Origin of the sequence: Nonomuraea sp. NPDC049309, assembly GCF_043196965.1 — a bacterium.
Classification (GTDB): Bacteria; Actinomycetota; Actinomycetes; order Streptosporangiales; family Streptosporangiaceae; genus Nonomuraea; species Nonomuraea fastidiosa.
The window spans coordinates 1396190-1422373 of the sequence record NZ_JBICSH010000002.1; the positions used below are offsets into that span (position 1 = coordinate 1396190).

Genomic DNA, 26184 nt, shown 5'->3' on the forward strand with positions numbered 1-26184 from the left:
AAGAATGGAAATGGGGTCACCGTTGAGAGTAAAGCTGCCCGTCGTGGTCGCCGCACTTGCCCTGGCGGTCTCCGCCTGCTCGGGCGGCCAGAGCTCGCCCGCGCCGGCGTCATCCGCCGCGCCGATCGCCGCCGACGCCACCGACATCAATCCGCAGCCGCTGGACAAGCTGAAGGACGGCGGTTCCCTGCGCATGTCGATCGAGCAGTGGATCACGCAGTACAACAGCAACCAGGTGGACGGCATGCAGGGGGACGCGCAGGCGATCACGGCGCTGGTGGAGCCCACGCTCTTCGTCAGCGACGCCAAGGGCGTGCCGCACCCCAACCCCGACTACCTCGTCTCGGCCGAGGTGACCTCGACCTCCCCGCAGGTCGTCACGTACAAGCTCAACCCGAAGGCCAAGTGGTCCGACGGGAAGCCGCTGTCGTACAAGGACTTCGAGGCGCAGTGGAAGGCGCTCAACGGTGAGGACGAGCACTACCTGGTCGCCAGCACGGCCGGCTACGAGCTGATCGGCAAGGTGGAACAGGGGGCCGACGCCACCGAGGTGAAGGTGACCTTCGACGAGCCGTTCGCGGACTGGCAGTCGCTGTTCAGGGTGCTCTTCCCCGCGGCCGAGTACGACACCCCCGAGAAGTTCAACAAGCACTGGATCGAGAAGGTGCCGATCACCGGTGGTGCCTGGAAGATCGGCGACTACGACAAGACCGCGCAGACGATCACCGCGGTGCCCGACCCCAACTGGTGGGGCACCCCGCCCAAGCTCGACTCGATCGTCTTCCGGGTCCTCGACCCGGCCGCGCAGGTGGACGCGTACCTCAACAAGGAGATCGACTTCGTCAGCGCCCTGCGCACCACCGACGCCTATGAGCGGCTCAAGAAGGACCCCACCACCGACATCCGCGTCGGCGCCCGCTGGGACGAGGTGATCATCCTGCTGAACGGCGGCCGCGGCCCGCTGGCCGACCAGAAGGTCCGCAACGCCGTCGAGAAGGCCATCGACCGGCAGGCCATCGCCACGGTCACGCTGAAGGGCCTGCCCGTCGATCCCAAGCCCGTCGGCAACCACTTCTTCATGCCGAACCAGGAGGGCTACCAGGACAACTCCGGCGAGTGGGGCAAGTACGACGTCGAAGGCGCCAAGAAGCTCCTCACGGAGGCCGGATGGGCCGAGGGCAACCCGCGCACCAAGGACGGCGAGCCGCTCAAGCTGTCGTACGTCATGTCCGCCGACTCCACCCAGCAGCAGGTCGACCAGGCCACGCTGGTGCAGCAGATGCTCGGCCAGGTGGGCATCCAGCTCACCATCGACAAGGTGCCGGGCAACGACTTCTTCGAGAAGTACGTCAACCGCGGCAACTTCGACCTGGTCTCCTTCCGCAACGTGGACCTGATCTACCTGTCAGAGGCCTACTCCCAGTACCAGCAGCCGGAGGGCGACAACGTCTTCCAGAACTTCGGCCGGGTCAGCTCCCCCGAGCTGGTGGACCTGCTGAAGAAGGCCCAGGTCACCACCGACAGGGCGGAGGCCATCAAGCTGTACAACCAGGCTGACGCGCTCGTCTGGTCGCTCGGCCACACGATCGCCCTCTACCAGCGCCCGCAGATCATCGCGGTGCGCCATGGCCTGGCCAATTTCGGCGCCGGCGGCCTGGCCTCCGACGACTTCAACAAGGTCGGCTGGATGAAGTAGTCTCCCGGGCCCGTAGCCCGGCGGGGCGGCGCTGGGCTACAAGGTCGCCACATGGACATGGCCGCGACCGATACTCTCCCTGCATGGCACGTCATGAACATGGTGTGACTCCGCAAAGTGAGGACTTTTCGGCGTGGTACAACGAGCTGGTCGTCAAGGCGCAGCTCGTGGACAGGGGACCCGCGAAGGGCACCATGGTCATTCGACCGTACGGGTACCGCCTGTGGGAGCTCATTCAGGGAGAGCTCGATCGCCGGATCAAGGACACCGGTCACGACAACGCGTACTTCCCCCTGCTGATCCCGGAAAGTTACCTCCAGCGGGAGGCGGAGCACGTCGAGGGGTTCTCGCCCGAACTCGCCGTCGTCACCCACGCCGGCGGCAAGAAACTGGACGAGCCTCTGGTCGTCCGGCCCACCTCAGAGACGATCATCGGCGAGATGATGGCGAAGTGGGTCTCCTCCCACCGCGACCTGCCGCTCTTGCTGAATCAGTGGGCCAACGTCGTGCGGTGGGAAATGCGCCCCCGCATGTTCCTCCGCACGACCGAGTTCCTGTGGCAGGAAGGTCACACTGCACACGCCGACGAGGCGGACGCCATGCGGGAAACGATGCTGGCGCTCAACCTCTACGCGGAGGTGGCACGGGACATCGCGGCGATCCCCGTGATACCCGGTGAGAAAACACCCGGAGAGCGGTTCGCCGGCGCGGTGCGCACCTTCACCATCGAGGGCATGATGAGGGACGGCAAGGCGCTCCAGGCCGGAACGTCCCACTACATGGGCACCAACTTCGCCGAAGCCTTCGACATTCACTACACCTCCGAAGCCGGCAAGCTCGAACTGTGCCACACGACCTCGTGGGGAATGTCCACGAGAATGATCGGCGGCGTCATCATGACGCATGGTGACGACAAGGGCTTGGTCCTACCGCCCAAGCTGGCCCCGTATCAGGTCGTGATCGTGCCGATAGGACGCGGTGATCAGGGCGAACAGGTCTCGGCGGCCGCACGGGAACTCGCGCGCCGCCTCAAGGAGAATGGTGTTCGCAGCCATGTCGATGACCGCGCACAGCTTTCACCCGGCTTCCGGTTCAACGACTGGGAATTGCGCGGCGTCCCCGTCCGCCTCGAACTCGGCCCGCGCGACCTTGAGTCCGGCACCGTCGTCATGGCGAAACGACTCGGCGACGAGGGCAAGCAGAGCATCCCCCTGTCTTCGGCGCCGGAACTCATCCCTGACGTGCTGGAGGACTTCCAAGCCTTCCTTTTTCGGAGGGCCACCGAATTCCGCGACGGTCACATCGCGGCTGCCGACACCTGGGACTCGTTCATCGAGGCCGTCTCCGCAGGCTGGGCGCTCGCGCTGCACTGCGGCAGGCCCACGTGCGAGGACGACATCAAGGCAGAGACCGCAGCCACTCCGCGCTGCATTCCGCTCGACGGAGCTTCGGAGACCGGCCGATGTGTGCATTGCGGCGAAGCATCCGCCTACGGCAAGCGGGTGATTTTCGGACGGGCCTACTGACTCCTAGTGCTTCATGGCGGGCGGAGCGGCCTTCGCCGGCAGCTTGATGTTCATCATCGAGGTGTTCGACGCGCTCAAGCTGCTGTAGCGACTGGGGAACAGGTTTCCTGGCCCGAGTTCCCGGCTGCTGCGGAACCTGTCCCGAGCGGAGTCGTGGAGAGGCGGCATCGAGGCACGCCTGTCAGCAGATCCGTTGGCGAACACCCTCGGACGAAGATCGTTCCGAGGGTGTTCGAACTGGTAGGGCGCCCGGGGCTCGAACCCGGAACCTACGGATTAAAAGTCGCAGTTCTCAATACCGCCCACTATCGAATCGTGTTTCGTTGTGTCGCGGTGTCGCGTGATGTCCGCTTCCATAATGTCCAAGAATGCCGTCCGGTGTTATGCCGTATCAGGTGCCGACGAGCATCCAACGAGCAACCATGGGCCGGATGGCATCCCTTGACCATGCGCATTCTCCCATCCATTGGGTCGGCCAGGACGCTTGATCCATCTGCGGCGCAGGAAGTCGGCCAGGGCCCGTTGTGGCGCGCTGAGCGCACTCAGCCCCGGCGGGACTGGGCGGCTCCAGCTCGTCCTCATCCTCGTAGTCGAAGGCGTCCTCGTCGCGCTCCCATACCCCGTACGCCGACAGCCAGGCCAGATAGAGCGGACGCAGGTCGCCGGCGGCCAACTCGGCGCGGATGCCGATGATCGCTGACAGGGAGCGTTCGACGTCGTCTTCCCAGTACTCCTCTTCGGCTTCGCTGGTGAAGTCGAGGATGAGGTGTTCGCCGCTGGTCCAGGCGCTGACCTGCTCACCTACGCAGTAGCGTTCGGCCTGCTCGGGCTTCAGCACGGCCTTGGGCAGGCGCAGCATGACCCGGTGGGTGCCCCAGTTGGCCAGGTACAGGTGGGCGTCGTAGTAGCGCTCCATCATGCGGTGCGGGTCGCCGCGGAAGTCGCCCCAGTGGTATTCGTTGGTGAAGCCGGTGGCGGTGATGTGCGCCCGGGTGGACAGGGCGCGGACCTCGGCCTGCTGCTGGTCGGTGAGCGGCCGGTCGATGGCCAGGAACTCGTAGTACTGGTATTCGCTCACGCTCTCACCCGGCCCAGCGCCGGTACGCGTGAATCCATTCGGCGCCGTCCGGTGGCGGATCGGGCAGGGGCAGGTCGAGGATGCCGATCGCCTGCTGGTGCTCACCGTGGCGGCAGATCGCCACGATGCCGCTCCCGGCCAGGAACTCGATCGCGGTGACGGTGACCTGCTGGCCGAGCACGGTCGTCTCGAACGGCACCGCCAAGTTGTCGCCGATCATCACATGGAAGCCGGAGAGCTGCTCATCATCGGTGTAGGCGTCCACGACTGCATGCTCGATCAGCTCATCCAGATGATCGTCAGGGGGCGGCGAGTCACAACAGCCCACGATACTCCCGCAGGGAGCCCCTAGGATCACCTCGGGCACGGGGATTCGTCAACCGTATGGCTGTGCGGGGGTGATGTCGGTGTGCGGGAAGTCCTCGCCTTTGAAGAGCAGGGGCTGGTCGAGGTCCTTGGCGAGGGCGTAGGCGAAGCAATCACCCATGTTGAGTTTGGCCTTGGAGTGGTTGCCTTTGCCGTATGTCTGGTACGCCCGGCGCGCAATTCTGGCCTGATTGGGTGTTACGGGCTCGATGATGAGCCCCATTTCGTTGATGAGCGTGTCGAAGGCGTTGCGCATGGCCTCGCCACGGTTGTCTGCCACGATGGCCGCTTCGACGTAGTTGACAGCTGAGATACGACACACCGCCGCCGCGATGGCCTGGGCGAAGTGGGCGGCCTCGGGCTCGCCGTTGATGACGGCGATGATGGCGCTGGAATCGATGATCATGCAGGAAGGCCGGTGTCCGGGTCGTACAGGTCTTCAATGGACAGCCGGTCCTGCCCGAGGTGGGTTCGCATGTCGGCGGCAATGCTCAGGATGCGTTCGGCTCTGCCAGCGGCTACTGTGCGGCGTTCCAGCGCATCCAGACGGCGTTCGAGCACTTGAGCGGCGTGCTGAGTTTCCTCGGCCAACCGGATGACCCGGCGGGCGAGGTCGTGAATGGGCTCGTGTTCGAGGTCTACGCTCACCGTCGCTCGACTCCTTCGGTCGCGTTACCTTCGTGGCACTATCAGCGTAGCTGGTGGCCGTGCCTTACTCGCGGCGATGGGCAGCATCCGTCCGCGTCACAAGGTTCTTGTCGAGTCAGGGGTTCTCCTCGGGCATGATGCTGGCGGCGGCATGCCTGGCTTCCTAGATCTCGGGGCGGAGTCTGCCGCGGTCGGCGACCGGAATCCCTGCGCACGAGCCACCGTTTTTGTCGGTGGCGAGGTCTATGCTGCCCCGCATGGCGCAATGTACGTCATCGACTGAGGGAACGACAGAGCTGGCGCAGCCGTGGCCTTCAGAGTGGAACACGGTGGCGATCAGTCTTGTGGCCAGCGGGTTCGTCGAACTGTCGCAGAAACTTGACCGGCAGGGGGCCTTCCCGGTGCCGTATCCGCCAGCCTTGCAACGCGGTCTCGACCGGTTGACGGCGATGGGTGTCGTGGCCGAGGCGGAAGTACCACGTAGCGTCATGGATTTGGCCGCGTGGGCGCACCGTCCGTTCTCGGAGTGGCCTCTCCGTCCCGACGTGGAGGGTCTGAACGACGACGAGTCGCTTCTGGTGGACGGTAAGAAGTCCTAACAGAATGATCAACGGGTGAGGCGTCGCCAGCAAATGATGGCGACGGCGAGGGTCATGAAGGCTTCGTGGATGTCGTCGCGGATCTCCCAGCGGATGCGCAGGCGACAGAACCAGTGCAGCAGGGCGATCGTCTGTTCGATCACCCAACGATGTACGCCCAGGCCGGAGCCGTGCGGGGTGCCACGGCGGGCAATGACCGGCTTGACGCCTGTGGCCCAGACCACCCGGCGGTACTTGTCATGGTCGTAGCCCGATCGGCGTACAACGCCTTCGGTCGTTGGCGTGGCCGGCCGCGTCGGCCACGCACCGGAGGGATCGACCGGAGCAGAGGCATGACCTGGGTGACGTCGTTGCGGTTGCCGCCGGTCAGGCTGAGTGCGAGGGGGATGCCGTTTCCGTCGGAGATGACGTGGTGCTTGGAGCCCGGCTTGGCGCGGTCGACCGGGCTCGGACCCGTTTTGGGCCGCCCTTCAGCGCCCGGATGTGGGAGCTGACGATCACCGCCTTGGACCAGTCCAGCCTTGGGTCTGCCGATAATTGCGTCCGCCCAGTTCACGGCCATGTGGGCCGTGCACGGGCGCGTGCGAGCTCCGGGCCTCAGATGAGGGAGACGCATGCGGAATGATGATCGGCTGTGCTCCTTCGCCTGGCCTACCTCGCCGCCACGAACGCCTTTGCAGCATTGCGGTTGCTGCCGATGGGCGATCGGGACAAGGATGTCGAGATACTCGTCCTGCGCCATCAGATCACCGTGCTTGAACGGCAGCTCGGCGCCGATGCCAGGGTTCGGTTCGCGCCTGAGGATCGAGCCCTCTTGGCTGCGCTGCTGACCTCCTTGCCGCGTGAGGTCCTGCGCAGGGTCCGGCTGCTGGTCCGGCCGGATACCGTCTTGCGCTGGCACCGTGATCTGATGAAACGGCGTCACGCGCGCACTTGCCGGCCGAAGCGGCGAGGGCGACCGCCCACGGTCCGCTCCATCCGAGTCCTCATCCTGCGCCTGGTTCGCGAGAACCCTGGTTGGGGATATCGGCGTGTGCATGGTGAGCTCACCACACTTGGCATCAAGGTCGCGCCATCCACGGTCTGGGAGATCCTCAAGCGGGAAGGTCTTGATCCGGCGCCCGAGCGGGCTTCCACCACGTGGGCCGACTTCCTGCGCTCGCAAGCAAACGCCCTACTGGCCTGCGACTTCATCGAGACCGTCACTCTCAGCGGGCAGCGCCTGTACGTCCTGGCGGTCATCGAGCACGTCACCAAACGTGTCCGCGTGCTCGGCGCCACCGCGCACCCGAGCGCGAGCTGGGTCATCCAAGCGATCAGGAACCTGGTGATGGATCTGGACGATGCAGGTTGCCGAGCACGGTTTCTGCTCCGAGATCGGGATGGGAAATTCCCTGCCCTCATGGACGGGGTCCTTGCCGAGGCCGGCATCACGACGGTGCTCACCGGCATTCGGATGCCGCGGATGAACTCCATCATGGAGCGGTGGGTGCAGTCCTGCCGCCACGAGCTTCTCGATCGCTGCCTCATATGGAACGAACGCCATCTTCGGCACGCCTTGCGCGAGTACGAACAGTTCTACAACCAGCACCGAGCCCACCAGGCCCTGAACCAAGCAGCCCCGCTGCGCGCTGTCCCCGATCCGATCGCGGATCCAGAGCGAATCATCGACCTGAATGTACGCCGACGAGACCGGCTCGGCGGCGTCCTCCACGAGTACTCACATGCCGCTTGATCAGCATGGATGGGATTATCGGCAGGCGCAACGTCGCAGGCCCGGGCTGCATCTTCGCTGGTCAGCCCTTCGGCGATCTTTCTCCAGAATGCTCGCTCCACGTCCCGGCGAATGAGGGCCGTCCCGGTGACCGCATCTCTGGCCGCGCGATGCGCGTCGTCATCCACCCTGCTGGTCTGCCCATACAACAGCTCCGGATCAAGGTGTTGCGACGACCGGTTGAATCCGCCCAAATCGCCCCGATGGCTTTGGCGGAGACCTTGGTGTGCGAAATGGGCCGGAGGCGGCGTGACCGGTGCTTGGACGGGTCTGCTGTCAATCCGGGTGTGTTCCCCTCGCCACCCTTCCACCATGATCTTCCGTTGGGTGTCGCTCGGTCGTGGCTTGACTATCCGGTCTCAGGCGCCCAACGCCCGGCGGCGTAAACCGGCTCATTTCGATCACGCCACCGGCCCGCCGATGTGCCGGACCCGTGCCGAAGAGTATCGGGCGAGCATGAACTCGGCCAGCTTCGCCTCGCAGGAGACGGCTCAGAATCAAGAAAGTGCAGGTCGGGCGGGATGTGGAGTGGTAGGGCGCCCGGGGCTCGAACCCGGAACCTACGGATTAAAAGTCCGCAGCTCTGCCAATTGAGCTAACGCCCCTAGCAACAGCAAGGGTACAGAGATTACCGCGCTGTCCGCGACGCCACCATCATCGGTAAGCCGACAGCCCGGTCAGCGCCTCGCCGAGCACCAGGGTGTGGACTTCCTGGGTGCCTTCGTAGGTGAGCACGCTTTCGAGGTTGTTCATGTGTCTGATCACAGGGTACTCCAGCGTGATCCCGTTGCCGCCCAGGATGGAGCGGGCCTGGCGGGCGATGTCGAGCGCGGCCCGTACGTTCGCCAGCTTGCCGAAGCTGATCTGCCGGGGCTCCAGGGTGCCGGCGTCCTTGAGCCGGCCGAGGTGGAGGGCGGTGAGGCCGGCCTGGGCGAGGCCGACGTACATCCAGGCCAGCTTCTCCTGGGTGAGCTGGAACGCGCCGATCGGCTTGTCGAACTGGACGCGGGTCTTGGAGTAGTCGACGGCGGCCTCGACGCAGGCGCGGGCGGCGCCGGTGACGCCCCAGACGATGCCGTACCGGGCCTCGGACAGGCAGGACAGCGGCCCGCGCAGGCCCGTGACGCCGGGCAGGACGGCGGAGGCGGGCAGGCGTACGTCGTCGAAGTAGAGGGACGAGGTGACCGAGGCCCTCAGGGACATCTTCTTGCGGATCTCAGGGGCGCTGAAGCCCGGGGTGTCGGTGGGGACGACGAAGCCGCGGATGCCGTCGTCGGTCTGCGCCCACACGACCGCGACGTCGGCGACGGATCCGTTGGTGATCCACATCTTGGAGCCGTTCAGGATCCAGTCGGAGCCGTCCTTCTTGGCGTACGTGCGCATGCCGGCCGGGTCGGAGCCGTGGTCGGGCTCGGTCAGGCCGAAGCAGCCGATGGCCTCGCCGGCGGCCATGCGGGGCAGCCATTCCTCTTTCTGCTCGTCGGAGCCGTACTTCCAGATGGGGAACATGGCGAGCGAGCCCTGCACGGAGACGAAGGAACGCAGCCCGGAGTCGCCCGCTTCGAGCTCGCGGCAGGCCACGCCGTAGGAGACGGCGTCGGTGCCGGCGCAGCCGTACCCCTGAAGGTGCATGCCGAGCAGGCCGAGCGAGCCGAGCTCGGGCGCGAGCTCGCGCGCGGGGAAGACCGCCTCCTCGAACCAGTCCCCGACGTGCGGCAGGATGCGGTCGGCGACGAAGGACCTGACGGTGTCGCGGATCAGGCGCTGGTCGGCGTCGAGCTGATCGTCCAGGCGCAGCAGGTCGTCCATCGCGGGGTCCTCTCCTCACATAGGGGACTACCAGGGTTCTACCAGGGGTAATCCTGATGTGCGAACATCGGGCCGCCGGGCAGTCTTGAGCCATGAGCGAATACAAGAAACTCCGCAGGACTCAGAAGGGCCGGATCATCGCGGGCGTCTGCTCGGGCGTCGGCGAGTACGTCGGCATCGACGCGAACCTCGTGCGGATCGCGCTGGCGATCTCCACGCTGTTCGGCGGGCTCGGCGTCGCGATCTACGCGATCGGCTGGCTCCTCATGCCGGACGAGGAGCACGACACCTCGATCGTTCAGGACATCATCGGCAAGCAGCAGAGCAAGTCCGCGGCGACGGACTGGAGCGGCGAGCACAAGCCGCAGCCGTGATCAGACGGGCGCCTGGGCGCGTACCCGGCCGCGTTCGCCGCGGGAACCGGTCCAGATCATGGCGAGCATGGCGGCGCTGACCAGTCCGGCGAGCCCGGCGATCGCGATCACCGGCTCGGGGCCGAATCTCTCGGCGGCGAACCCGCCCACGAGGATCCCCACCCCCTGGACGGCCATCAGCCCCGACTGCACGAGGCCGAACGCCTGGCCGCGACGTTCGGCGGGCACGTGCTGGACGAACGCCGCGTTGGCGGCGAGCTGGTACGCGCCGCCGATACCGGACAGGACCCACGCGGCGAGCACGACGGCGAGCGGCGGCCTGATCGCGGTGATGATGAGCGGCGCGCAGCTCAGCATCGCCATCCACCCCATGAGCCGCAGCCGGCGCGCCGGCGAGACGAATCTGCTGAACAGGAACGCCCCCACCATCGTGCCGGTCGGCATGGCGGCCATGAGCAGCCCGGTGATCACCGCGGCGGGCAGCTCGTCGGTGGCGAGGCGGGCCGCGTAGGGGGCGGCGATGCCCTCGGGCAGGATGTAGAAGCCGCACAGCCAGGCGAACAGGACGAGCGTCCGCAGCTTCCGCGTGCCGAACACCAGCCGTGCGCCGCTCGCGGTCATGTGCCACATCGACGGCTTGGCGCCCTCGCCCTGGGGCGCGGGACGGCGGCGCACACCGGAGACGAGGATCAGCGCCGAGCCGAGGAAGGTGGCGGCGTCGATGGCCAGCGCGCGGTACGGCCCCATGCCGGCGATGAGCGCCCCGCCGGCCGCGAAGCCGAGCATCTGCACGGCCTGGTTCGTCATGTTCTGCAGCGCGGAGCCGATGACGTACGCGTCGCCTTCGAGCACTTCGGGCAGCAGCGCCGCGCGCGCCGCCGAGAAGGGGGCGCTGAGCAGCACGACCAGGAACACCAGCGCGCACAGCGCCCAGAACGGCACGCCGGGCACCGCCATCACGGCCACCAGCGCCGCCCTGATGAGGTCGCAGGTCAGCATGACGCCGCGGCGCGCGAACCGGTCGGCGAGCCCCGCGAGCAGCGGCCCGCCGACGATGGACGGCAGGTAGGTCAGCGCGTAGACGGCGGCGGTGGCGAGCGGGGACTGCGTGCGGTCGAAGACGAGGACGGCGAGCGCCACCTGGGCCAGCTGGTCGCCGAGGAGCGAGAGGCCCTGGCCGTACCAGAGGGCTCTGAACTCCCGGATGGCGATGACTTCCCGGTATGTGGCTTGTGCGGCTTCCCCGGCACGGCGATGCCGTCCCGGGTGCCGTCGCGCCCGCATGGCCCCCATTGGACTCCGCTGTGCCTGACTCTGGGTGTTCGCTATGTCACCTAAGGTGCCCGATGGCGCCCGCCGTCCGCAACCGGAAGCAGCCAACCGAACGCAAAGGGTTACCAGCCCAATTCGTGAAGCCGGGCGTCATCGATGCCGAAGTGATGGCCGACTTCATGGATGACCGTGATGCGCACCTCTTCGATCACGGCCTCTTCTGTATCGCAAATCTCACATATCGGGTTGCGGTAGATCTCTATGCGGTCGGGCAGAACCGCGGAGTACCAGTCGCCGCGCTCCGTGAGGGGGACCCCGGTGTACAGGCCGAGCAGATCGGGCTCAGGCGGGTCATCGACGACGGTGACGACCACGTTGTTCATGTGGCGCGTGAGGTCGGGCGGAATCGTGTCCAATGCCTCGGCCACGAGTTCCTCGAATCTCTGCCGCGATACCTCGATCACACTTGCCATTCTGCCCCGCCGGTCAGGTAAGCAAGAATCTGTATGAAGTTCGTGCACTGGTCAAAGGCCATTCTCCGGTCACGTGCCGCGAAGGCCGTGGCCGTGCTTTTCGTGGCCGCCGTCGGCGCGTGGCTCGGCATCTTTCTCAGCGGTACGGAGACCGCGCGCGTCGGCCCGGTGGAGGCCGGGATGTCCCTGCGCCCCGCCTGGACCGGCGAGACCGTCGTCGATGCGAGCCCCCTCGGCACCTTGACCTTCCGCACGCACAACGCCCCGCTCAGGCTCCGCATCACGCTGGAGAACATCGACCAGGAACGCGCCAAAGCCCTCATCGAGGACCCGCGCCTCGCCGACCGGCTGCCCGAGATGATCGAGAGCGATCTCCTGGACGGCGTGCGCGCGCTCCTCATCCGCTCGCTGCTGTGCGCGGGCGCCGGGGCCATGGTCGCCGTCATCCTCGTCCACCGGCGCCCCAGAACGGCCCTGATAGGTCTTCTGGCGGCCTCTGTGGCCCTTTCCGCCACCGGGGCCCTGGCGGCCCTCACGTTCCGTCCCAACTCGCTTGTGGAGCCGCGCTACTCGGGGCTGGTGGCCGCCGCGCCGTCGCTCGTCGGCAGCGCGGAGTCGATCGTGACGCGTTTCGAGTCGTACCGGGCGCAGCTCACCAAGCTCGTGACGAACGTCTCAAAGCTCTACGAGACGGTCTCCACCCTGCCCCTGTACGAGGCAGACACGAAGACCATCAGAGTCCTGCACGTCTCCGACATCCACATCAACCCCATCGCCTGGAACGTCATCCACTCGCTGCAGGACCAGTTCAGCGTCGACTTCATCATCGACACCGGCGACATCTCCGACCACGGCACCAAGGCGGAGAACAAGTTCGTCGAGGAGATCGGCAAGCTCAAGGTCCCGTACGTGTACGTACGCGGCAACCACGACTCGATGACCACGCAGAAGGCCGTGGCCAAGCAGAAGAACGCGATCGTCCTCGACGACACCTCGAAAAAGGTCGCGGGCCTCACCATCTACGGCCTCGGCGACCCCCGCTTCACCCCCGACAAGACCACCGACGCCTACTCGAATCCCGAATCGCTCGGCGAGTTCGCCCGCGCCCACCTCGGCAAGGTGGGCGAACCCGACCTGATCGCCGTACATGACCCGGACGTCGGACGCGGCTTCTCCGGCCTCGCCCCCATGATCCTCTCCGGGCACACCCACGAGCGGCGCACGAACATGCTCCCGACCGGCACCCGCCTGCTCATCCAGGGCTCCACCGGCGGCGCCGGCCTGCGCGCGCTCGAACACGCCCAGCCCACCCCCGTCCAGGCGTCCGTCCTGTACTTCGACAAAGAGACCAGACGCCTGCGGGCCTGGGACGACATCACGCTCGGCGGGCTCGGCGAGCAATCGGTGTACATCCAGCGTCACGTGGAGCCCGACCCGCAACGTATGATTTCCCCGGAGCCGACGAACGCCCCGTCGCCAACGGGAACGATCAAAGGCACCGGGTCATCGACCGCCGGTACGCCACTTTGGCATCAGGGGCAATCGTCCCCTATGCTTCAGGGGTCTCCGACGGAAGGCGACAGGGAATCCTGAGCCCCCATCGTCTAGCGGCCTAGGACACCGCCCTTTCAAGGCGGCGGCACGGGTTCGAATCCCGTTGGGGGCACTGCGAGCGCCTAGCGCACCCGCAAAACGGCTGGTCCAAGACCTCCGGAAAGCTGGTAAGCTAAGCGAGCGCAAACAGCAAGAAACAGCAAGGTCCTGTGGAGCAGTTTGGAGTGCTCGCCACCCTGTCAAGGTGGAGGCCGCGGGTTCAAATCCCGTCAGGACCGCTCTGGGTCAGGTAGCTCAGTTGGTACGAGCGTCCGCCTGAAAAGCGGAAGGTCGGCAGTTCGACCCTGCCCCTGACCACAAGAACAAGCAGCGAAAAGCCTCGGACGAATCATCGTTCGAGGCTTTTTGGTGTCTGAAGCAAGGTGCAGTCAAAGCCCGTCTTCACACCATGCCCCCTGGTAAGGGCACACTTCCGGGGACGGCCGGCCGCATCGCCGTACTCGTCGCCGGCCCTCAACCGCACCGCCACGGGCCTGCACCGCCTCAACGTGTCGCAGGACTGGTAGGGCAGCACGAACCGGGCCTGACGTCAGGCAGGAGTGCGCCTGACTCGGATCGTCGAGTGGAGGCGGTGCTCGTTCAGCACTTCCTGGCTCGGGGACACCCGGATGGTAAGACGCTGACGGTGTGCGAAAGGACCCAGGTCGAGGCGGTGTCCGGTGTTGTGGAGGCGTACGTCCTCAAGAGCCGGCATGCTCGCTAATGGGCTCACGTCGGTGACGTTGGGGCAGCCGGCCACGGTGAGGATCTTCACGTTCGGCAGTCCGGCAAGAGGCGTGAGATCCGACATCGGAAGGTTGTCGAGATGCAGGAAGCGCAGCGTCTGCTGGCGAGCAAGAGCATCGAAGCCGGTGATATCTGTCAGATCTTTCAGTTGAAGCGTGTGAAGGCTCAGTCGGGAGAGTTCGGTCAGGTCGAATCTGCCCGGCACATCGATGACCCACAAGCGTGACAGATCTGGGGAGCGGTCCGCGATGGCTTCAAGTCCGCCTGTGACGCCGCCTACGGTGATCAGCCCCAGGGAGCGGATCTTGGGAGGCAGCATCTTGGGGTCGATCGGCTGACCCACCCCAGCGAGCGTCAGCTTTTCCAAGCTGTGCTGCCTGCTTATGGGACCGAGATCCACAGGGTCATCAGGCCACTCGGAAAAGCCCAGTGACAGCTCAGCCAGTCTGGTGATCTCATCGAGATAGTGCAGCCCATCCGCTGACAGCACGTCATCCAGCCAGAGACTTTCCAGTCCGCGCAGACGCTGTAATGGGGTGAGATCGAGGAGTCTGGGTGATGGAGCACCGATCCCCAGGGCCTCCAAGTTCGTGAGCTCCCCTACCTCCGTCAGTCGCGGGAACTCGGCTTCCAGGATTTCCAGCTCGCGAAGGGCGGACTTGCCGCGGAGGAAGGAGAGGTCATGCACCGGGCATCGCGTGATCGACAGGCTACGTACCTTCCGCACGTGTGGCAGTCCGCGCAGGAGGCGTGGGCTGTCGAGGTGAACCCGGTCAAGCAGTGGCGCCTGGGCCAGGACCTGGTCGGCGTACCGCACCGCGTCGAAGTACTTCCAGCCTGCCAGGAGCTGCCGTTCAACAAGCGGGCGTCCGTCCTTGGCATGGCGGGCGAGCTTGGCCAAGGCTCTGGACCCGTTGATGAGCCACGTCGTGCGGACCACCATCGAGGCTTGGTGCTCTGTCAAGTGCGACAGATCGTCGGGCAGCCGGTTCAGCACCTCGTCGCCCACGGCTGCCAGCAGCCGAGCCTCCTCCTCGTCCCTAGGCGGGATGACCGACTCCAGGCATGCCTCCACCCGATCCCGCAAGTCGAGCGGGATCTCGCTCCTCCTGAGAAGATGTTCCAGCACGGCCTCGGCCGTGTACGGCATCCGGGTCATCACCCGCAGCTTCTGCTCGATCCGCTTACGGGCGGTGGCCTTGGACAGCTCCGAACGCCCCAGCGACACCAGCCGCCAGGCCAGATCTCGCAGAATCCAGATCTTCTGCTCAGGGTCGAGCGTCACCTCGTCCTCGACGCCGCGCTCGGCGTCCCGCCGCTCCAGCAGCATCGACAGCACGGCCTCGTACAGCCCCATCCTGCTGCGGGGCAGATGCCTGCGCCGGTCGAGGTTGAGCGCGCACAGCATCGCGGCCAGCAGAGGGGTGGACGCCAGTATCCGCAGATGCGGGCTGCTCTCCAGACGGGCCAGCAGCACGCCTTCGTACTCCTCCAGCTCGTCAGGCCGGCACGGCAGGCTCGGACAGTCGCGCATGGCGATGTGCCACTGCCGTATCAGCTCGCGGAGATCCTCGGGCGCCATGGGCTCCAGCAGCACGGAGGTGAATCCCTCATCCGCCAGCCACGTGGCCTCCGCCGCCGGAGGCCGGGACGTGACCACGACACGCAGCGCCGGATAGATGCCTAGCAGGCGGGTCAGCCATTGCCGTACGGCGGAACGATGCCTCACCAGAAGCTCGTCCACGCCGTCCACGAGAAGCAGGCCGCGGCCGGACGCCAGCACCCGTTCCACCCAGCCGCGCGGCATCTGGCCCGCGACCTCCCGCGCCATGTCGTTCAAGAAGGACTCCGGCGGCGGGAACCTGCCCTCAGAATGGCTGCGCAGCTTGATCACAAAGGGCACGCAGCCGTTCCAATCGGCCAGATCGCCCGTGAAGCCACCCCGCGCGGCCGTCACCGCGAGCCAGCGCAGGAGGGTGCTCTTCCCGGAGCCTGCCTCCCCTCGCACGAGAGTCAGACGTGAGCGGCTGAGTGCCGCTTCGATACGGAGCGTATTGTCGTCGGGCTCGACGCGGTCTGTGAGCGAGGCGAACTCCAGCGGCCCCGGCCGCCGCCGCGTCCTTTCCTCTTCGGTGGAGACGCTGAGGCTGATGTAAGCGACGCTGAGCGACGTACGCGGCCGGAAGCTCTCCACGCGCACGCCGAAAAGCTCCACCTCATCCAGCGTCCTGCTGACGAACGCGAGATAGCGGTGCTCGAAGAGGGCGTCGTCCTGGCTGCCTTCCGGCGCTTCCAGCGAACGCACCGGCATCCGGGCCAGTAACCGCTCCATCGACTCGGCCAGCCCGCTCAACCGGGTGAGGCTTTCGGCCGCGGCCCGCGGCAGGAACTGCGGCAACTCCCGTACCAAGCCGACCAGGCACTCCACGCACTCGGCCAGCAGGATCGCGAACAGCCGGTCCTCGGCCTCACCGAGCTTCGGAGCGGGCATCGCCGCCATGATGCGCTCGGCGAGGACGGTGGGGTCGGCATCGGCGGCCATCAGCGCCGTGTCGCTCAGGTCCGCCGCCTGCAAGGCATCGACCACCTCTGCCAGAACCGCCGAGCGGGCGTTGGCGTCGAGCCCGCGGAACTCCTGTTCCAGCAGATCGCAGAGCCGATCCTCGACGGCGAGCGCGACTCCGTTGATCTGGTGTTCCAGTTTGCGCCTGACAATGCGGTCCCGGAAGCTGACCCGGATCAGCTCGGTGAGGTCGGCTTTACGGTCCCGATCGCCCGCCCGCACGGCAAGCCACTCGCGTAACGCTCGTTCGGCGATCGCCTTTCCCGCGCTCGCAACTGCGGCCTCGATGCCTGCCATACCACCCCCATCATTCCGCTACCCGGGGACATCCTGCCTCGGCGAGGCTTGCCGGTGCGGGCCGCGCGGTCAGGTGTTGTTGCGGTAGGTGCCCGCGTCATCGACGGGCGAGGCGATCCAACGTTGGTGTCGTGAAGATGGACGTGGACATCTCTGCGCTTCGGAACTCGTACAGCCCTCCCCTGACAGTGACGCCACGACGCTTGTCCTTGCTCACGCCGGTGAACTCGGTCACTGCCACGAGGACGGGTTCCCACTGAACGGCGTCAGGCGCCTGGTTCGCCGAGGTCGTGGGTGAGCCAGCCGGGGGTGTCGAAGCGGACGGGCTGCCGGCCCACCAGTGCCCGCAGGTGCGCCTCGAGGGCTTCGAGTTCGGCGGTGCCGATCTGGCGGGCCCACCGCCGGCGCAGCTCGTCGAAGATCGCTTCGCCCTCCCGCAGCACCTCGAAGCCCAGCGGGGTGACCTGGAGGCGTTTGCGGCGGGCGTCGTCGGGGTCGGGCTCGCGGGCGACGTACCCGCGCTGTTCCAGGACCGCGATGGTGCGCGCCGCCGACTGCTTGGAGATGGACAGGCGGCGGCCGAGCTCTGAGGCGCTGTCGGCGCCGGCGGCGATGGCGCGCATGGCGAAGTCGTGGACGGGGCGTACGTCCTCGTGCCCGCGCCTGGCCAGTTCGGCGATCGCGGAGTCCACCAGCGTACGGAAGCCTCCGAGCAGCAGCAGCGCGAGATCGGCGCCAGAGCGGGACATGGGGAGAAGCCTACGGCACCCGCCTGGACAAAAGACAGTCTGGGTGTCTATTGTTCGACACCTTGACTGTCTATTCAGGGAGAGCCGTGACCATCACGCCACCCGGCGCCACGCTGCCGGGGATCACCCACCATCGCGCCGAGGTCAACGGGACCGCGCTGCACTACGTCGCCGCGGGGACCGGCGGCTCGCCGATCCTGCTGATCCACGGGTTCCCCGAGACCTGGTGGACGTTCCACAAGCTGATCCCGCTGCTCGCGGCCGGCCATCGCGTCTTCGCGGCCGATCTGCGCGGGTTCGGCGACTCGGGCAACGGGCCGGGGACGTACGACAGCGCGACCTCCGCCGAAGACCTGCACCGGCTGATCGCGCACCTCGGGGTCGGCCCGGTCCACGTCACGGGACAGGACATCAGCGGTGCGACCGTCTTCCGCCTGGCCACCACGCATCCCGAGGACGTGCTCAGCCTCACCGCCATCGAGATGGGCCTGGCCGGGTTCGGCCTGGAGGCGCTGGCCGACGTCACCCGCGGCGGCGCCTGGCACATCGGGGTGCTCGCCGCACCCGGCGTTCCCGAGCTGCTGCTGGCCGGACGGGAACGCGAGTTCCTCGGCGGGTACGCGTTCCCGAGCATGACGGCGGTCGGTCCCAGGGGCGTTCACGGACGCCGATCTCGACGAGTTCGCCCGCGCCTACTCCCGGCCGGACGGCTGGCGCGGCGCGATCGGCCTCTACCGGTCGATGCTGCGCGAGGGTCCGGAGATCCGGGACCTCGCCGAGTCTCCCGGGCTGCGGGCGCCCGTGCTGGCGGTCGGCGCCGGCGGCGGCTCGTTCACGGCGGACACCCTGTCGCGGGCCGCGGCGGGCGAGGTCACGTCCGTGCAGCTCGACGGGGTGGGGCACTACGCCGCGATGGAGGCCCCCGAGGCGCTGGCGGACGCGATCCTCGGCTTCATCGACGGCGTCGACGCCGCTGGATGCCCGGTGTGACGGTCAGCCGACGGTGGTGCAGGTGGCGCCGTTCAGGGTGAAGACGGTGGGCAGGACGTTCGGCCCGGAGTAGTTGCCGACGAACCCGATCGTGGTCGTCGCCCCGGTGTCCAGCGTCGGGCCGGCGGCCTCGTTCACGGCGCGGACCTCGCGTCCGTCCTGCGTCCACACCGCGCTCCAGCCGCTGTCCAGGCTCTGCCAGGCGCGGGGCCAGGTGAACGACAGGGTCCAGCCGTCGAGCGGGGCGCCGTGATTGGTGATGTCGAGCGAGCCGACGTAGCCGCTGGACCAGTCGGACTGGACGGTCAGCCGCACGCTGCACGAGCCGTCCGCGGGAGTGCCGGTGGTGAAGGTGAGCGGGGCGGACGGCCAGGACTGCGCGCCGCCGGTGTCGCGGGCCAGCACGTTCACGGTGTAGCGGGTGCCTGGTTCGAGGTTGCGCACGGTGATGGTGGTGCCGGTGGTCTCGCCGAGCTGCTCGGTGACGGCGCCGTGCTGGCGGACCACCTCGTACTTGGCGATCTTGCCGGGGCCGGGCTTCGCGGCGGGCCAGGTGATGGTGGCGGTCGTGTCGGTCACGGCGGTGAGCTCCGGCCGTCCCGGGCTGCCGGGGCGGGCGGCCTGCGGATCGGCGGGGCGCAGGATGACGGTGGTCATGGACAGCGGCGGCAGCGTCTGCGCGGTCGGGGTGCCGGTGGAGGCGGTGGTGATGGAGGTGGCGCCGTTGGTGTGGGTCAGCACGGTGGGCGCGCCGGCGGCGGGGGCGAAGCCGGTGTAATCGAGCTCGACCGGGTACGACGTGTCCTCCGAGGTGTTGATCAGCAGCACGGCCAGGTCGCCGTTGGGGCGGCGTACGGCGTGCGCGGACACCTCGGGCCGGTCGGCGGCCGCGCGGATGAAGCGGTCACCGGGTCTGGCGAACTCGCTCACCATCTGCAGCGCGTAGTACGGCGCGAAGGGAGTGTTGAGCGGCGGCTCGCAGACGCTGCCGTCGGAGGTGCAGGAGGCGCTCGACAGCAGGCCGAAGTCGCCGTAGTCGGTGTGCCCCGCGACCTCGGTGACCTCGCCGATGCCGTTGTGCACGTTCCACCAGTCCACGGTGAAGACGCCGTTCGCGAGCAGGGTCGCGTACGAGTCGGCGGCGGCCAGCGCGCCCGGCTGGGTGTTGGTGCCGTTGCTGCTCGACCCGGTGTTGAACTCGGTCATCGCGATGCCGATCCGGTCGGAGCCGGGCCCTGCGTACCTGGCGATCTGCTCGCGGGTGAGCTGGATCATGTCGGCGATGTGCCCGGTCTTGTCGAGTGAACCGGGGTACCAGTGCAGGATCACGAAGTCGATCGTCGATCCGGCTTCGGACAGCACGACCTGGTTCCACGAGCCGTCGTCGCCCTCGGCCGCGATGGCGTCGGGCCAGTTGGCGGAGGTGGTGAGCACCGCGCCGATCTTGATGGTGGGGTCGACGGCCTTCATGGCGCCGGCGTAGGCGACGACCTGGCGGGCGTACTCGTGGGGGCTCTTGTCGGGGTGGTCGTCGGCCTCCCACTCGGCGCCGTAGTGGCCGTTGCCGTAGATCTCGTTGCCGATCTCCCAGTACGTGACGCCGTACCGCTTGGTGATGTTGGCGTAGCGGACCCAGCCGGCGGCCTCTTCGGCGCTGCCGGTGCCGTAGTTGGCGGTCACCATGGCCTGGGCGCCGGTCCTGCGCACGCCGTTCATGAACGTGTCGAAGTCGGTGTCCGGCGCCACGTAGCCGCCGGGGGCGGTGTGGGTCTCCCAGTGGTAGATGTCGGAGTAGGAGCCGCCGGGGTAGCGCAGCAGCTTCACGCCGGCGTCCTTGAGCAGGCCGGCGGTCTCGTCCGTGCCGAGGTTCGCGTCCCAGATGGCGTGGTTGGTCCCGATGCCGGTCTCGGGGACGGTGGCCAGGCCCGCTCGGGCGTTGACGGTGACGTGGACGGGGTCGTCGTCTGATGCGTACGCGGGAGTGCTGAACGGGGCCAGCGCCAGTAGGACGGCCAGCGCGGCTCGTAACGGGATTTTCGGCATCGGCGCACCTCGTGCTGGACGGCGGGGACTCACTCGGCGCCTCCTCCTGACCAGGAAGCAAGTCGATCATCAGGGGTCGCTTCACGCCCGTCAATCACGCCGGAAACTTTCATGAAATACCCCAAATGCCATGATGGAGCGCATGTTGGAGGCTGCGGGGCTGGACGAAAGGGAGGAACGCGCCTACCGGGCACTCGTACGAGCGGGGGAGGGCGACGCCGCCGGGCTGGCCGCCGAGCTGGGCATCAGCGACGAGGAGGCGGCCGAGGCGCTGGCCGGGATGCGCGAGCAGGGGCTGGTCAGGGAGGTGGCGGCGGGCAGGTTCGCGCCGGTGGCACCGGACGTGGCGCTCGGACCCCGGCTCGTACGCGGCCAGGAGGCCATCGACTGGGCCCGCCAGGCGGTCGAGCAGCTCTCGGAGGAGTACCGGGCGAGCGTGCGCAGGCGGGACGCGCACCGCCTGATCGAGGTGCTGCCGAGCCGGGCCGCGCTGCGCGAGCAGGTGCGTCACCTGCAGGACCGCGCGCGTGACGAGGTGCTGTACTTCTGCCGCGCCGGTCACGTGGTGATGCCGTCGCAGGACAACGACGAGGAGCTGGAGGCGCTCGGCCGGGGCGTGCGCTACCGCGTCATCTACGAGCGGGCCCTGCTGGAGGAGCCCGGCATGGTGGAGAACGTCGCGTACGGCATCAAGCTCGGCGAGCAGGCGCGCGCCGTGCGGACGCTGCCGGTGCGCATGATGATCGTGGACCGGGAGACGGCGGTGCTGCCGCTGGTGCAGAACGTCGGCGGCATCGCCGAGCCGACGGGCGCGCTGGTCAGGGAGAGCAGCCTGCTGGAGGCGCTGATCGCGCTGTTCGAGGCGCAGTGGGAGCGGGCGACGCCCATCAGGTTCTCCGAGGACGGCCAGGTGGCCGGCACCGGGCCGGGCCCGCTGGACGCCGACGAGCTCTACCTGCTGTCCCTGCTGGTGGCGGGCGTGCCGGAGAAGACGATCGCCAGCCAGCTCGGGCTCAGCCTCCGCACGGTGCAGCGCCGCGTCTACCACCTGATGCGGCTCGCGGGCGCGCAGACCAGGATGCAGCTTGCCTGGCATGCGGCCCGCGAGCACTGGTTGTGACCGGTCAGCGCACGCCGTACGCCCTGGTCACCGTCTGCTCGAACCGGCCGCCCTTGTCACCCGTCACGGTGACCCGCAGGGACACGCCGGTCTCGGTCTTCTTGTGCCCGACGAGGGCGGTGTAGCGGCCCTGGCCGAGCGGCAGCACCGGGATGGGCTTCCAGGTCTTGCCGTCGTCGTACGACAGCTCGGCCTTGAAGCTCTTCGCCCCCTTGGCGGTGAAGCCGAGCGGCACGGGGAGCCCCCTCGGTACCTTGCCGTCGAGGTCGGCGGGGATGTCGTAGTCCACGCCGAGCAGCGGCAGCGCCTGGGCGCCCTCGGCGCGGGCGGACCGGAACGTCCACGCCGACTCGGTGGCGGTGGCGTAGCGCCAGGTCTCCGAGGTGCGGGCGGTGGACAGCTCCATGCGGTACTCGGCGTCCCGCTCGGCCGCGGGGAACGTGCCGCGCAGCGAGTCGCGCTCCTCCACCAGCTCGCCGTCGCGATAGAAGCGGGCCGTGACGGTGTCCTTGACGTCGCTGCCGCCGGCGTAGCCGGTGTGGCCGTCGGCGTCCACGAACTCGGGCACCTCGATCGCGAGCACGTCACCGGTACGGGTGGCGCTCGTCACGGCCGGCCGGACGACGGGGGCGAACCACCGCTCCTTGACCGTCTCGCCCGCCCGGTACGACCGCGGCCCGTCGGTGAGGCCGCCGCGCAGCCGCTGGCTGGACTCCCAGGTGTGCATGTGCTGCACGATGTGCTGCCACTGGGTGTCGCCCGAGCTGACGTACTCGGCCCTGCGGTTGGCGGTCGGCAGGACGCGCTGCGTCTCCATCTGGGCGTCCAGGCTGTACGTCTGCCACGGCCGCCAGCCGAAGCGCTGGTCCTTGGCGTAGCGATCGCCGCCGGTCGCCGGGTAGTGAGAGTCGACCAGGGCGGTGTTGCTCCAGTTCACGTCGTGCACGATCTTCTCGGGCACCCGGCCGGAGGAGACCTGCATGACGTCGTACAGGTACGGCGTCCGGAACCCGCCGGTCAACTCGGCCGTGCCGCCGCCGCCCTTGCGCAGGTGGTCGAGCAGCACCTGACCGCGGTCGTGCGTGGTCAGCATTGCGGGCAGCGGGTCACGGTCGCCGGTCGGCTGCCACGGCTGCCACATCGGCGAGCCGTCGGGGCCGACCACGATCACCGCGGCCGCGCCGCGCTCCTTGAGGCCGGCGAACTTGCTGTTCCAGTCGCCCGGCTCCTTGCTGGTGATGACGGCGATCTTGTTCTTGAGCTTGCCGTCCGCGTCGCCGTCGGCGAGCTTCCAGCGCTTGGTGCCGGAGATCTCGGGCGACCTGATCGTCGGGCGGACCACCACGGTGTCGCGGCCGACCTTGACGGTCACCCGGGGCGCGGCGAGCTGCCAGCGCGAGGAGAACTCGAACGTGCCCTCCTGGACCTGGGCGGTCGGGGTGACGGCCAGGGCCTCGACGGACGGGAAGTTCATCACGCCGAAGGCGAGCTTCCTGTTGCCGAGCGTGCGGTAGGTGAAGTAGGTGGCGATGCCGTCCTGCATCACCGGCTGTGAGGTCCTGATCTCGATCGGTACGGCCTTCCTGGCGTCGAGCACGACCTCCAGGTCCCGGTCCACCTTGAGCTCGGGGAAGAGGACGAAGGAGTCGATGGGCAGCTCGTCGTGCGACTCGCCCATGACGGCCTGCGTGTGGTAGGTGGCCTCGGGGACCTCGACGGTCCAGCCCTCCTGCTCGTCCAGGATGTAGCCGAGCGCGTCGTCCCTGCTGGACGCGCTCTGCATCATGATCACGGGGACGCGGGCGGGCGAGCCGTCGCGCTCGATCCCGGTGAAGTGCACCTTGTGCATCTTGCCGCGGGTGGTCAGCGCGAGCGTGGTGTGCGCGAGCGCGGAGCCGTCGGCGGTGGCCGCGGTGACGTACCCGGCGTGCCGGCCGTGCACCAGCTTGGTCAGGTCCACCCGGACGTCCACGGTGGCGCTCTGGCCCGGCTCGATGGTGACGGAGGCGGCCGACAGGGTCAGCGCTCCCTCGCCGGGAGCGTCGCCGTCCAGGTTGGCCAGCGTCGGGGTCAGCGCCAGCGTGACGGGGGAGTCGCCGGAGTTGGTGTACGTGATCGTGCCGGCGGGCGTGCCGGTGCCGCCGTCCTCGAACACGCCGAGGCTGAGCGAGGAGGTGGCGGTGACGGTCTGGCGCAGCGCGCGGGCCACGTCGAGGCGGCCACCGCCCTGCTCGTACGGGGTCTGCCCGTCGATCGTCTCGGCCGTCGAGACCAGCGCGTCCTTGAGCTGTCCCGCCTTCCAGTCGGGGTGCCGCTGGGCGAGGATCGCCGCCGCGCCCGCCACATGCGGGGTCGCCATGGAGGTGCCGCTCGCGCGGGTGTAGCGGTCGTCCAGCGGGCTGCCCATCATCGTGCCCTCGGCCCTGGCGGCGGTGATGTTCACGCCGGGCGCGGTGATGTCCGGCTTGATGGCCTCGTCCAGGCGCGGACCCCGGCTGGAGAACGGCGCGAGCCGGTCATCGCCGTCCACGGCGCCGACGGTCAGCGCCGAGGTGGCCGCGCCGGGGGAGCCGACGGTGTACTCGTCGCCCTCGTTGCCCGCCGCGATGACGAACAGGGTGCCGGTCTGCTCGGTCAGCGTGTCCACGGCGACGCTGAGCGGGTCGGTGCCGTCGGTCGGTGCGCCGCCGAGGCTCATGCTGACGATGTCGGCGCCGCTCTCCCGCGCCGCCCACTCCATGCCGGCCAGCACCTCGGACTCGGAGCCGCTGCCCTGGCCGTCCAGCACTTTGCCGATGACGAGCTGCGCGCCCGGGGCCACGCCCTTGCGCTGCCCGCCGGAGGCGGCGCCGGTGCCCGCCACGGTCGCGGCGACGTGGGTGCCGTGGCCGTGCTCGTCCTTCACCGAAGGATCGGAGGTGAAGTTCCTGGCCTCGACGATCTTGCCGGCGACGTCGGGGTGGGTCTCGTCGATGCCGGTGTCCAGTACGGCGACCTTCACGCCGGTGCCGTCGTAGCCGTCCTGCCACGCCTGCGGCGCGCCCACCTGCGGCACGCTGTTCTCCAGCGTGGCGTGCACCTTGCCGTCGAGCCACACCTTGGCCAGGCCGTCGCGCAGCCTGGGCTCGCTCGACGACGCGCTGAACAGCGCGGGCAGGTCGTCCTTCTCCGCGCGCATCGTGGTCGCGTTGACGCTGCGCAGCGTGACGGCCTTCGCGCTGTCGTCCTGGTACGACAGGATGAGCGGCAGCACGTCGCTGTGCTCGTCGTCATAGCCCTGCTCGATGAGGTCGCTGACGGAGAACAGCCGCTCGTCCACCAGCCCGCGCGACAGGTACGGCACCATGTCGGCGGGCGTGACGACTAAGTCGCCGTCCTCCTCGCGGGTGAAGAACCTGACGTCCTCACGGCCCTCGGCGGGGTGCACGGTCGCGGAGCGCTTTCCGCCCGCGAACTCCTGTACGGTGACCACGTCGCCGGTGATCAACGTGACCCGGTGCTGCTCCCCGCCGGCCTCAGGACCGGGCCCGGCGGCCTGGGCCGGAGCCGCAAGCAGCGCCAGGCCCACGCCGGTGGCGGCGAAGAGTGGGATCCATCTCATGAAAAAACCGATCTTTCGTGCGGCTTTACCCGCACATGAGAATGGAGGATTCCGGCGGCCCGGAGAGCGCAAACCACCTGGTCAAATGACGACATGTCGTGAAAATGACAGTCGTGCGGGGGCCGGGCGCGGCGGGCAGGATGGGACGTATGCCGCGCACCCACATCCTGTTCGACTTCTTCGGCACCCTCGTCGAGTACTCGCCGAGCCGCACCGAGCAGGGCTACGGCTCCTCGTACGCGCTGCTGCGCGAGCTCGGCGCGGCCCTGTCGTACGAGGAGTTCCTGGACGGCTGGTCGCGCACGTCGGCGGCCTTCGACAAGCGCAGCGACATCGACGACAGCGAATTCTCGATGACCGAGTGCGGCGCGGCGTTCCTGGCCGAGGCGCTGGGGCGCGCGCCGCGCGACGGCGAGGTGGCGGAGTTCGTCGCCCGCTACCTGGCCGAGTGGAACACCGGCGTGCGCTACCTGCCCGGCCTGGCCGAGCTGCTGGACGAGCTGGCGGCCCGGCACCGGCTCGCCGTCGTGACCAACACCCACCAGCCGTCGCTCGTGCCCGGCCACCTGGCCCAGATGGGGTTGCTGGAGGCGTTCGACGCGGTCGTCACCTCGGTGGAGGTCGGCTGGCGCAAGCCGCACCCCCGCATCTACGCCGCCGCGCTCGACACGCTGGGCATCGAGGCGTCATCGGCGGTCTTCGTCGGCGACACCTACGAGCCCGACTTCGCCGGGCCCGAGCGGCACGGGATCCCGGCCTACCTCATCGACCCCGACCGGCAGGCGGCGGTGCCGGACGAGCGGCGCCTCGCGTCCCTCTTCGACCTGCCGGAACGGCTCCGCTCGGGCGTGTACGGGGGCTGAGCA

General features: G+C 68.1%; 20 protein-coding genes, 4 tRNA genes and 1 pseudogene. 12 read left to right on the top strand and 13 right to left on the bottom strand.

All coding sequences use genetic code 11. The features are described 5' to 3' along the window. Window positions 1-22: 22 nt before the first annotated feature. Both ACGFIM_RS20465 and proS read left to right on the top strand, forming a co-directional pair. On the top strand, window positions 23-1696 hold the full coding sequence (locus ACGFIM_RS20465) for an ABC transporter family substrate-binding protein (RefSeq protein ID WP_393202421.1): 1674 nt from the start codon (window positions 23-25) through the stop codon (window positions 1694-1696). An 83-nt stretch (window positions 1697-1779) separates the two neighbouring features. After that, window positions 1780-3222, top strand: a complete 1443-nt coding sequence (gene proS, locus ACGFIM_RS20470) for a proline--tRNA ligase (RefSeq protein ID WP_393202423.1) — start codon at window positions 1780-1782, stop codon at window positions 3220-3222. 391 nt (window positions 3223-3613) lie between these two features. On the opposite strand, the gene ACGFIM_RS20475 is transcribed toward proS, so the two are convergent. The 4 genes from ACGFIM_RS20475 to ACGFIM_RS20490 all read right to left on the bottom strand — a co-directional run bounded on the left by ACGFIM_RS20475 (window position 3614) and on the right by ACGFIM_RS20490 (window position 5314). Continuing rightward, window positions 3614-4300, bottom strand: a complete 687-nt coding sequence (locus tag ACGFIM_RS20475) for a hypothetical protein (protein ID WP_393202425.1) — start codon at window positions 4298-4300, stop codon at window positions 3614-3616. Between the two features lie 4 nt (window positions 4301-4304). Beyond that, window positions 4305-4565: a hypothetical protein gene (locus ACGFIM_RS20480; RefSeq protein ID WP_393202427.1), complete on the bottom strand. Its 261-nt coding sequence runs from the start codon at window positions 4563-4565 to the stop codon at window positions 4305-4307. Window positions 4566-4676: 111 nt separating this feature from the next. Beyond that, entirely contained in the window at window positions 4677-5072 is a 396-nt protein-coding gene (locus tag ACGFIM_RS20485; RefSeq protein ID WP_393202429.1) for a type II toxin-antitoxin system VapC family toxin, read from the bottom strand. Continuing rightward, the gene (locus ACGFIM_RS20490; protein ID WP_393202431.1) at window positions 5069-5314 is read right to left on the bottom strand and encodes a hypothetical protein; all 246 of its coding nucleotides are present in this window, start codon (window positions 5312-5314) and stop codon (window positions 5069-5071) included. The genes ACGFIM_RS20485 and ACGFIM_RS20490 overlap by 4 nt, the downstream gene beginning before the upstream one ends. A 257-nt stretch (window positions 5315-5571) precedes the next feature. On the opposite strand from ACGFIM_RS20490, the gene ACGFIM_RS20495 reads away from it, so the two are divergent. Beyond that, window positions 5572-5913 (top strand): hypothetical protein, encoded by a 342-nt coding sequence (locus ACGFIM_RS20495; RefSeq protein ID WP_393202433.1) that lies wholly within the window; start codon window positions 5572-5574, stop codon window positions 5911-5913. Between the two features lie 8 nt (window positions 5914-5921). Here the strand turns inward: ACGFIM_RS20495 and ACGFIM_RS20500 are convergent. Further along, a pseudogene (locus ACGFIM_RS20500) lies at window positions 5922-6453 on the bottom strand (IS5 family transposase); the annotation flags it as partial. A gap of 94 nt (window positions 6454-6547) precedes the next feature. On the opposite strand from ACGFIM_RS20500, the gene ACGFIM_RS20505 reads away from it, so the two are divergent. Next, window positions 6548-7648, top strand: coding sequence for an integrase core domain-containing protein (locus tag ACGFIM_RS20505; RefSeq protein ID WP_393202435.1), 1101 nt, complete (start codon window positions 6548-6550; stop codon window positions 7646-7648). A 568-nt stretch (window positions 7649-8216) separates the two neighbouring features. Here the strand turns inward: ACGFIM_RS20505 and ACGFIM_RS20510 are convergent. After that, window positions 8217-8292 (bottom strand) — tRNA-Lys (locus ACGFIM_RS20510). 49 nt (window positions 8293-8341) lie between these two features. After that, complete coding sequence (locus ACGFIM_RS20515; protein WP_364063457.1) at window positions 8342-9496, bottom strand: acyl-CoA dehydrogenase family protein; 1155 nt, start codon at window positions 9494-9496, stop codon at window positions 8342-8344. Between the two features lie 92 nt (window positions 9497-9588). Here ACGFIM_RS20515 and ACGFIM_RS20520 point away from each other — a divergent pair, with 92 nt between their 5' ends. Further along, the gene (locus ACGFIM_RS20520) at window positions 9589-9870 is read left to right on the top strand and encodes a PspC domain-containing protein (RefSeq protein ID WP_393202437.1); all 282 of its coding nucleotides are present in this window, start codon (window positions 9589-9591) and stop codon (window positions 9868-9870) included. Here the strand turns inward: ACGFIM_RS20520 and ACGFIM_RS20525 are convergent, their stop codons facing one another. After that, the gene (locus tag ACGFIM_RS20525) at window positions 9871-11154 is read right to left on the bottom strand and encodes an MFS transporter (protein ID WP_393202439.1); all 1284 of its coding nucleotides are present in this window, start codon (window positions 11152-11154) and stop codon (window positions 9871-9873) included. A gap of 110 nt (window positions 11155-11264) precedes the next feature. Continuing rightward, window positions 11265-11615, bottom strand: a complete 351-nt coding sequence (locus ACGFIM_RS20530; RefSeq protein WP_393202441.1) for a metallopeptidase family protein — start codon at window positions 11613-11615, stop codon at window positions 11265-11267. Window positions 11616-11702: 87 nt separating this feature from the next. On the opposite strand from ACGFIM_RS20530, the gene ACGFIM_RS20535 reads away from it, so the two are divergent. The 4 genes from ACGFIM_RS20535 (at window position 11703) to ACGFIM_RS20550 (ending at window position 13526) form a co-directional block, all read left to right on the top strand. Further along, window positions 11703-13208 carry a metallophosphoesterase gene (locus tag ACGFIM_RS20535; RefSeq protein ID WP_393202443.1) on the top strand — a complete coding sequence of 502 codons (1506 nt, stop codon included), beginning with the start codon at window positions 11703-11705 and terminating at the stop codon, window positions 13206-13208. Next, window positions 13209-13281, top strand: a tRNA-Glu gene (locus ACGFIM_RS20540). A gap of 91 nt (window positions 13282-13372) precedes the next feature. Further along, window positions 13373-13447 (top strand) — tRNA-Asp (locus ACGFIM_RS20545). 5 nt (window positions 13448-13452) lie between these two features. Further along, window positions 13453-13526, top strand: a tRNA-Phe gene (locus ACGFIM_RS20550). A gap of 232 nt (window positions 13527-13758) precedes the next feature. Here ACGFIM_RS20550 and ACGFIM_RS20555 read toward each other — a convergent pair. Beyond that, entirely contained in the window at window positions 13759-16815 is a 3057-nt protein-coding gene (locus tag ACGFIM_RS20555) for an NACHT domain-containing protein (protein ID WP_393202445.1), read from the bottom strand. 266 nt (window positions 16816-17081) lie between these two features. Then, window positions 17082-17564, bottom strand: a complete 483-nt coding sequence (locus ACGFIM_RS20560; RefSeq protein WP_393202447.1) for a MarR family winged helix-turn-helix transcriptional regulator — start codon at window positions 17562-17564, stop codon at window positions 17082-17084. A gap of 86 nt (window positions 17565-17650) precedes the next feature. Between ACGFIM_RS20560 and ACGFIM_RS20565 the strand changes: the two genes are divergently transcribed. Continuing rightward, window positions 17651-18595, top strand: coding sequence for an alpha/beta fold hydrolase (locus ACGFIM_RS20565; RefSeq protein ID WP_393202449.1), 945 nt, complete (start codon window positions 17651-17653; stop codon window positions 18593-18595). Here the strand turns inward: ACGFIM_RS20565 and ACGFIM_RS20570 are convergent. Then, complete coding sequence (locus ACGFIM_RS20570) at window positions 18558-20597, bottom strand: cellulose binding domain-containing protein (protein ID WP_393202451.1); 2040 nt, start codon at window positions 20595-20597, stop codon at window positions 18558-18560. The two genes, ACGFIM_RS20565 and ACGFIM_RS20570, sit on opposite strands and share 38 nt — an antisense overlap. 142 nt (window positions 20598-20739) lie before the next feature. On the opposite strand from ACGFIM_RS20570, the gene ACGFIM_RS20575 reads away from it, so the two are divergent. Beyond that, on the top strand, window positions 20740-21717 hold the full coding sequence (locus ACGFIM_RS20575) for a helix-turn-helix domain-containing protein (protein WP_393202453.1): 978 nt from the start codon (window positions 20740-20742) through the stop codon (window positions 21715-21717). 4 nt (window positions 21718-21721) lie between these two features. On the opposite strand, the gene ACGFIM_RS20580 is transcribed toward ACGFIM_RS20575, so the two are convergent. Next, a complete protein-coding gene (locus ACGFIM_RS20580; protein WP_393202455.1) occupies window positions 21722-25318 on the bottom strand; it encodes a S8 family serine peptidase in 3597 nt (1198 codons plus the stop codon). A gap of 149 nt (window positions 25319-25467) precedes the next feature. Here ACGFIM_RS20580 and ACGFIM_RS20585 point away from each other — a divergent pair, with 149 nt between their 5' ends. Continuing rightward, a complete protein-coding gene (locus tag ACGFIM_RS20585; protein ID WP_393202457.1) occupies window positions 25468-26181 on the top strand; it encodes an HAD family hydrolase in 714 nt (237 codons plus the stop codon). Window positions 26182-26184: the final 3 nt, after the last annotated feature.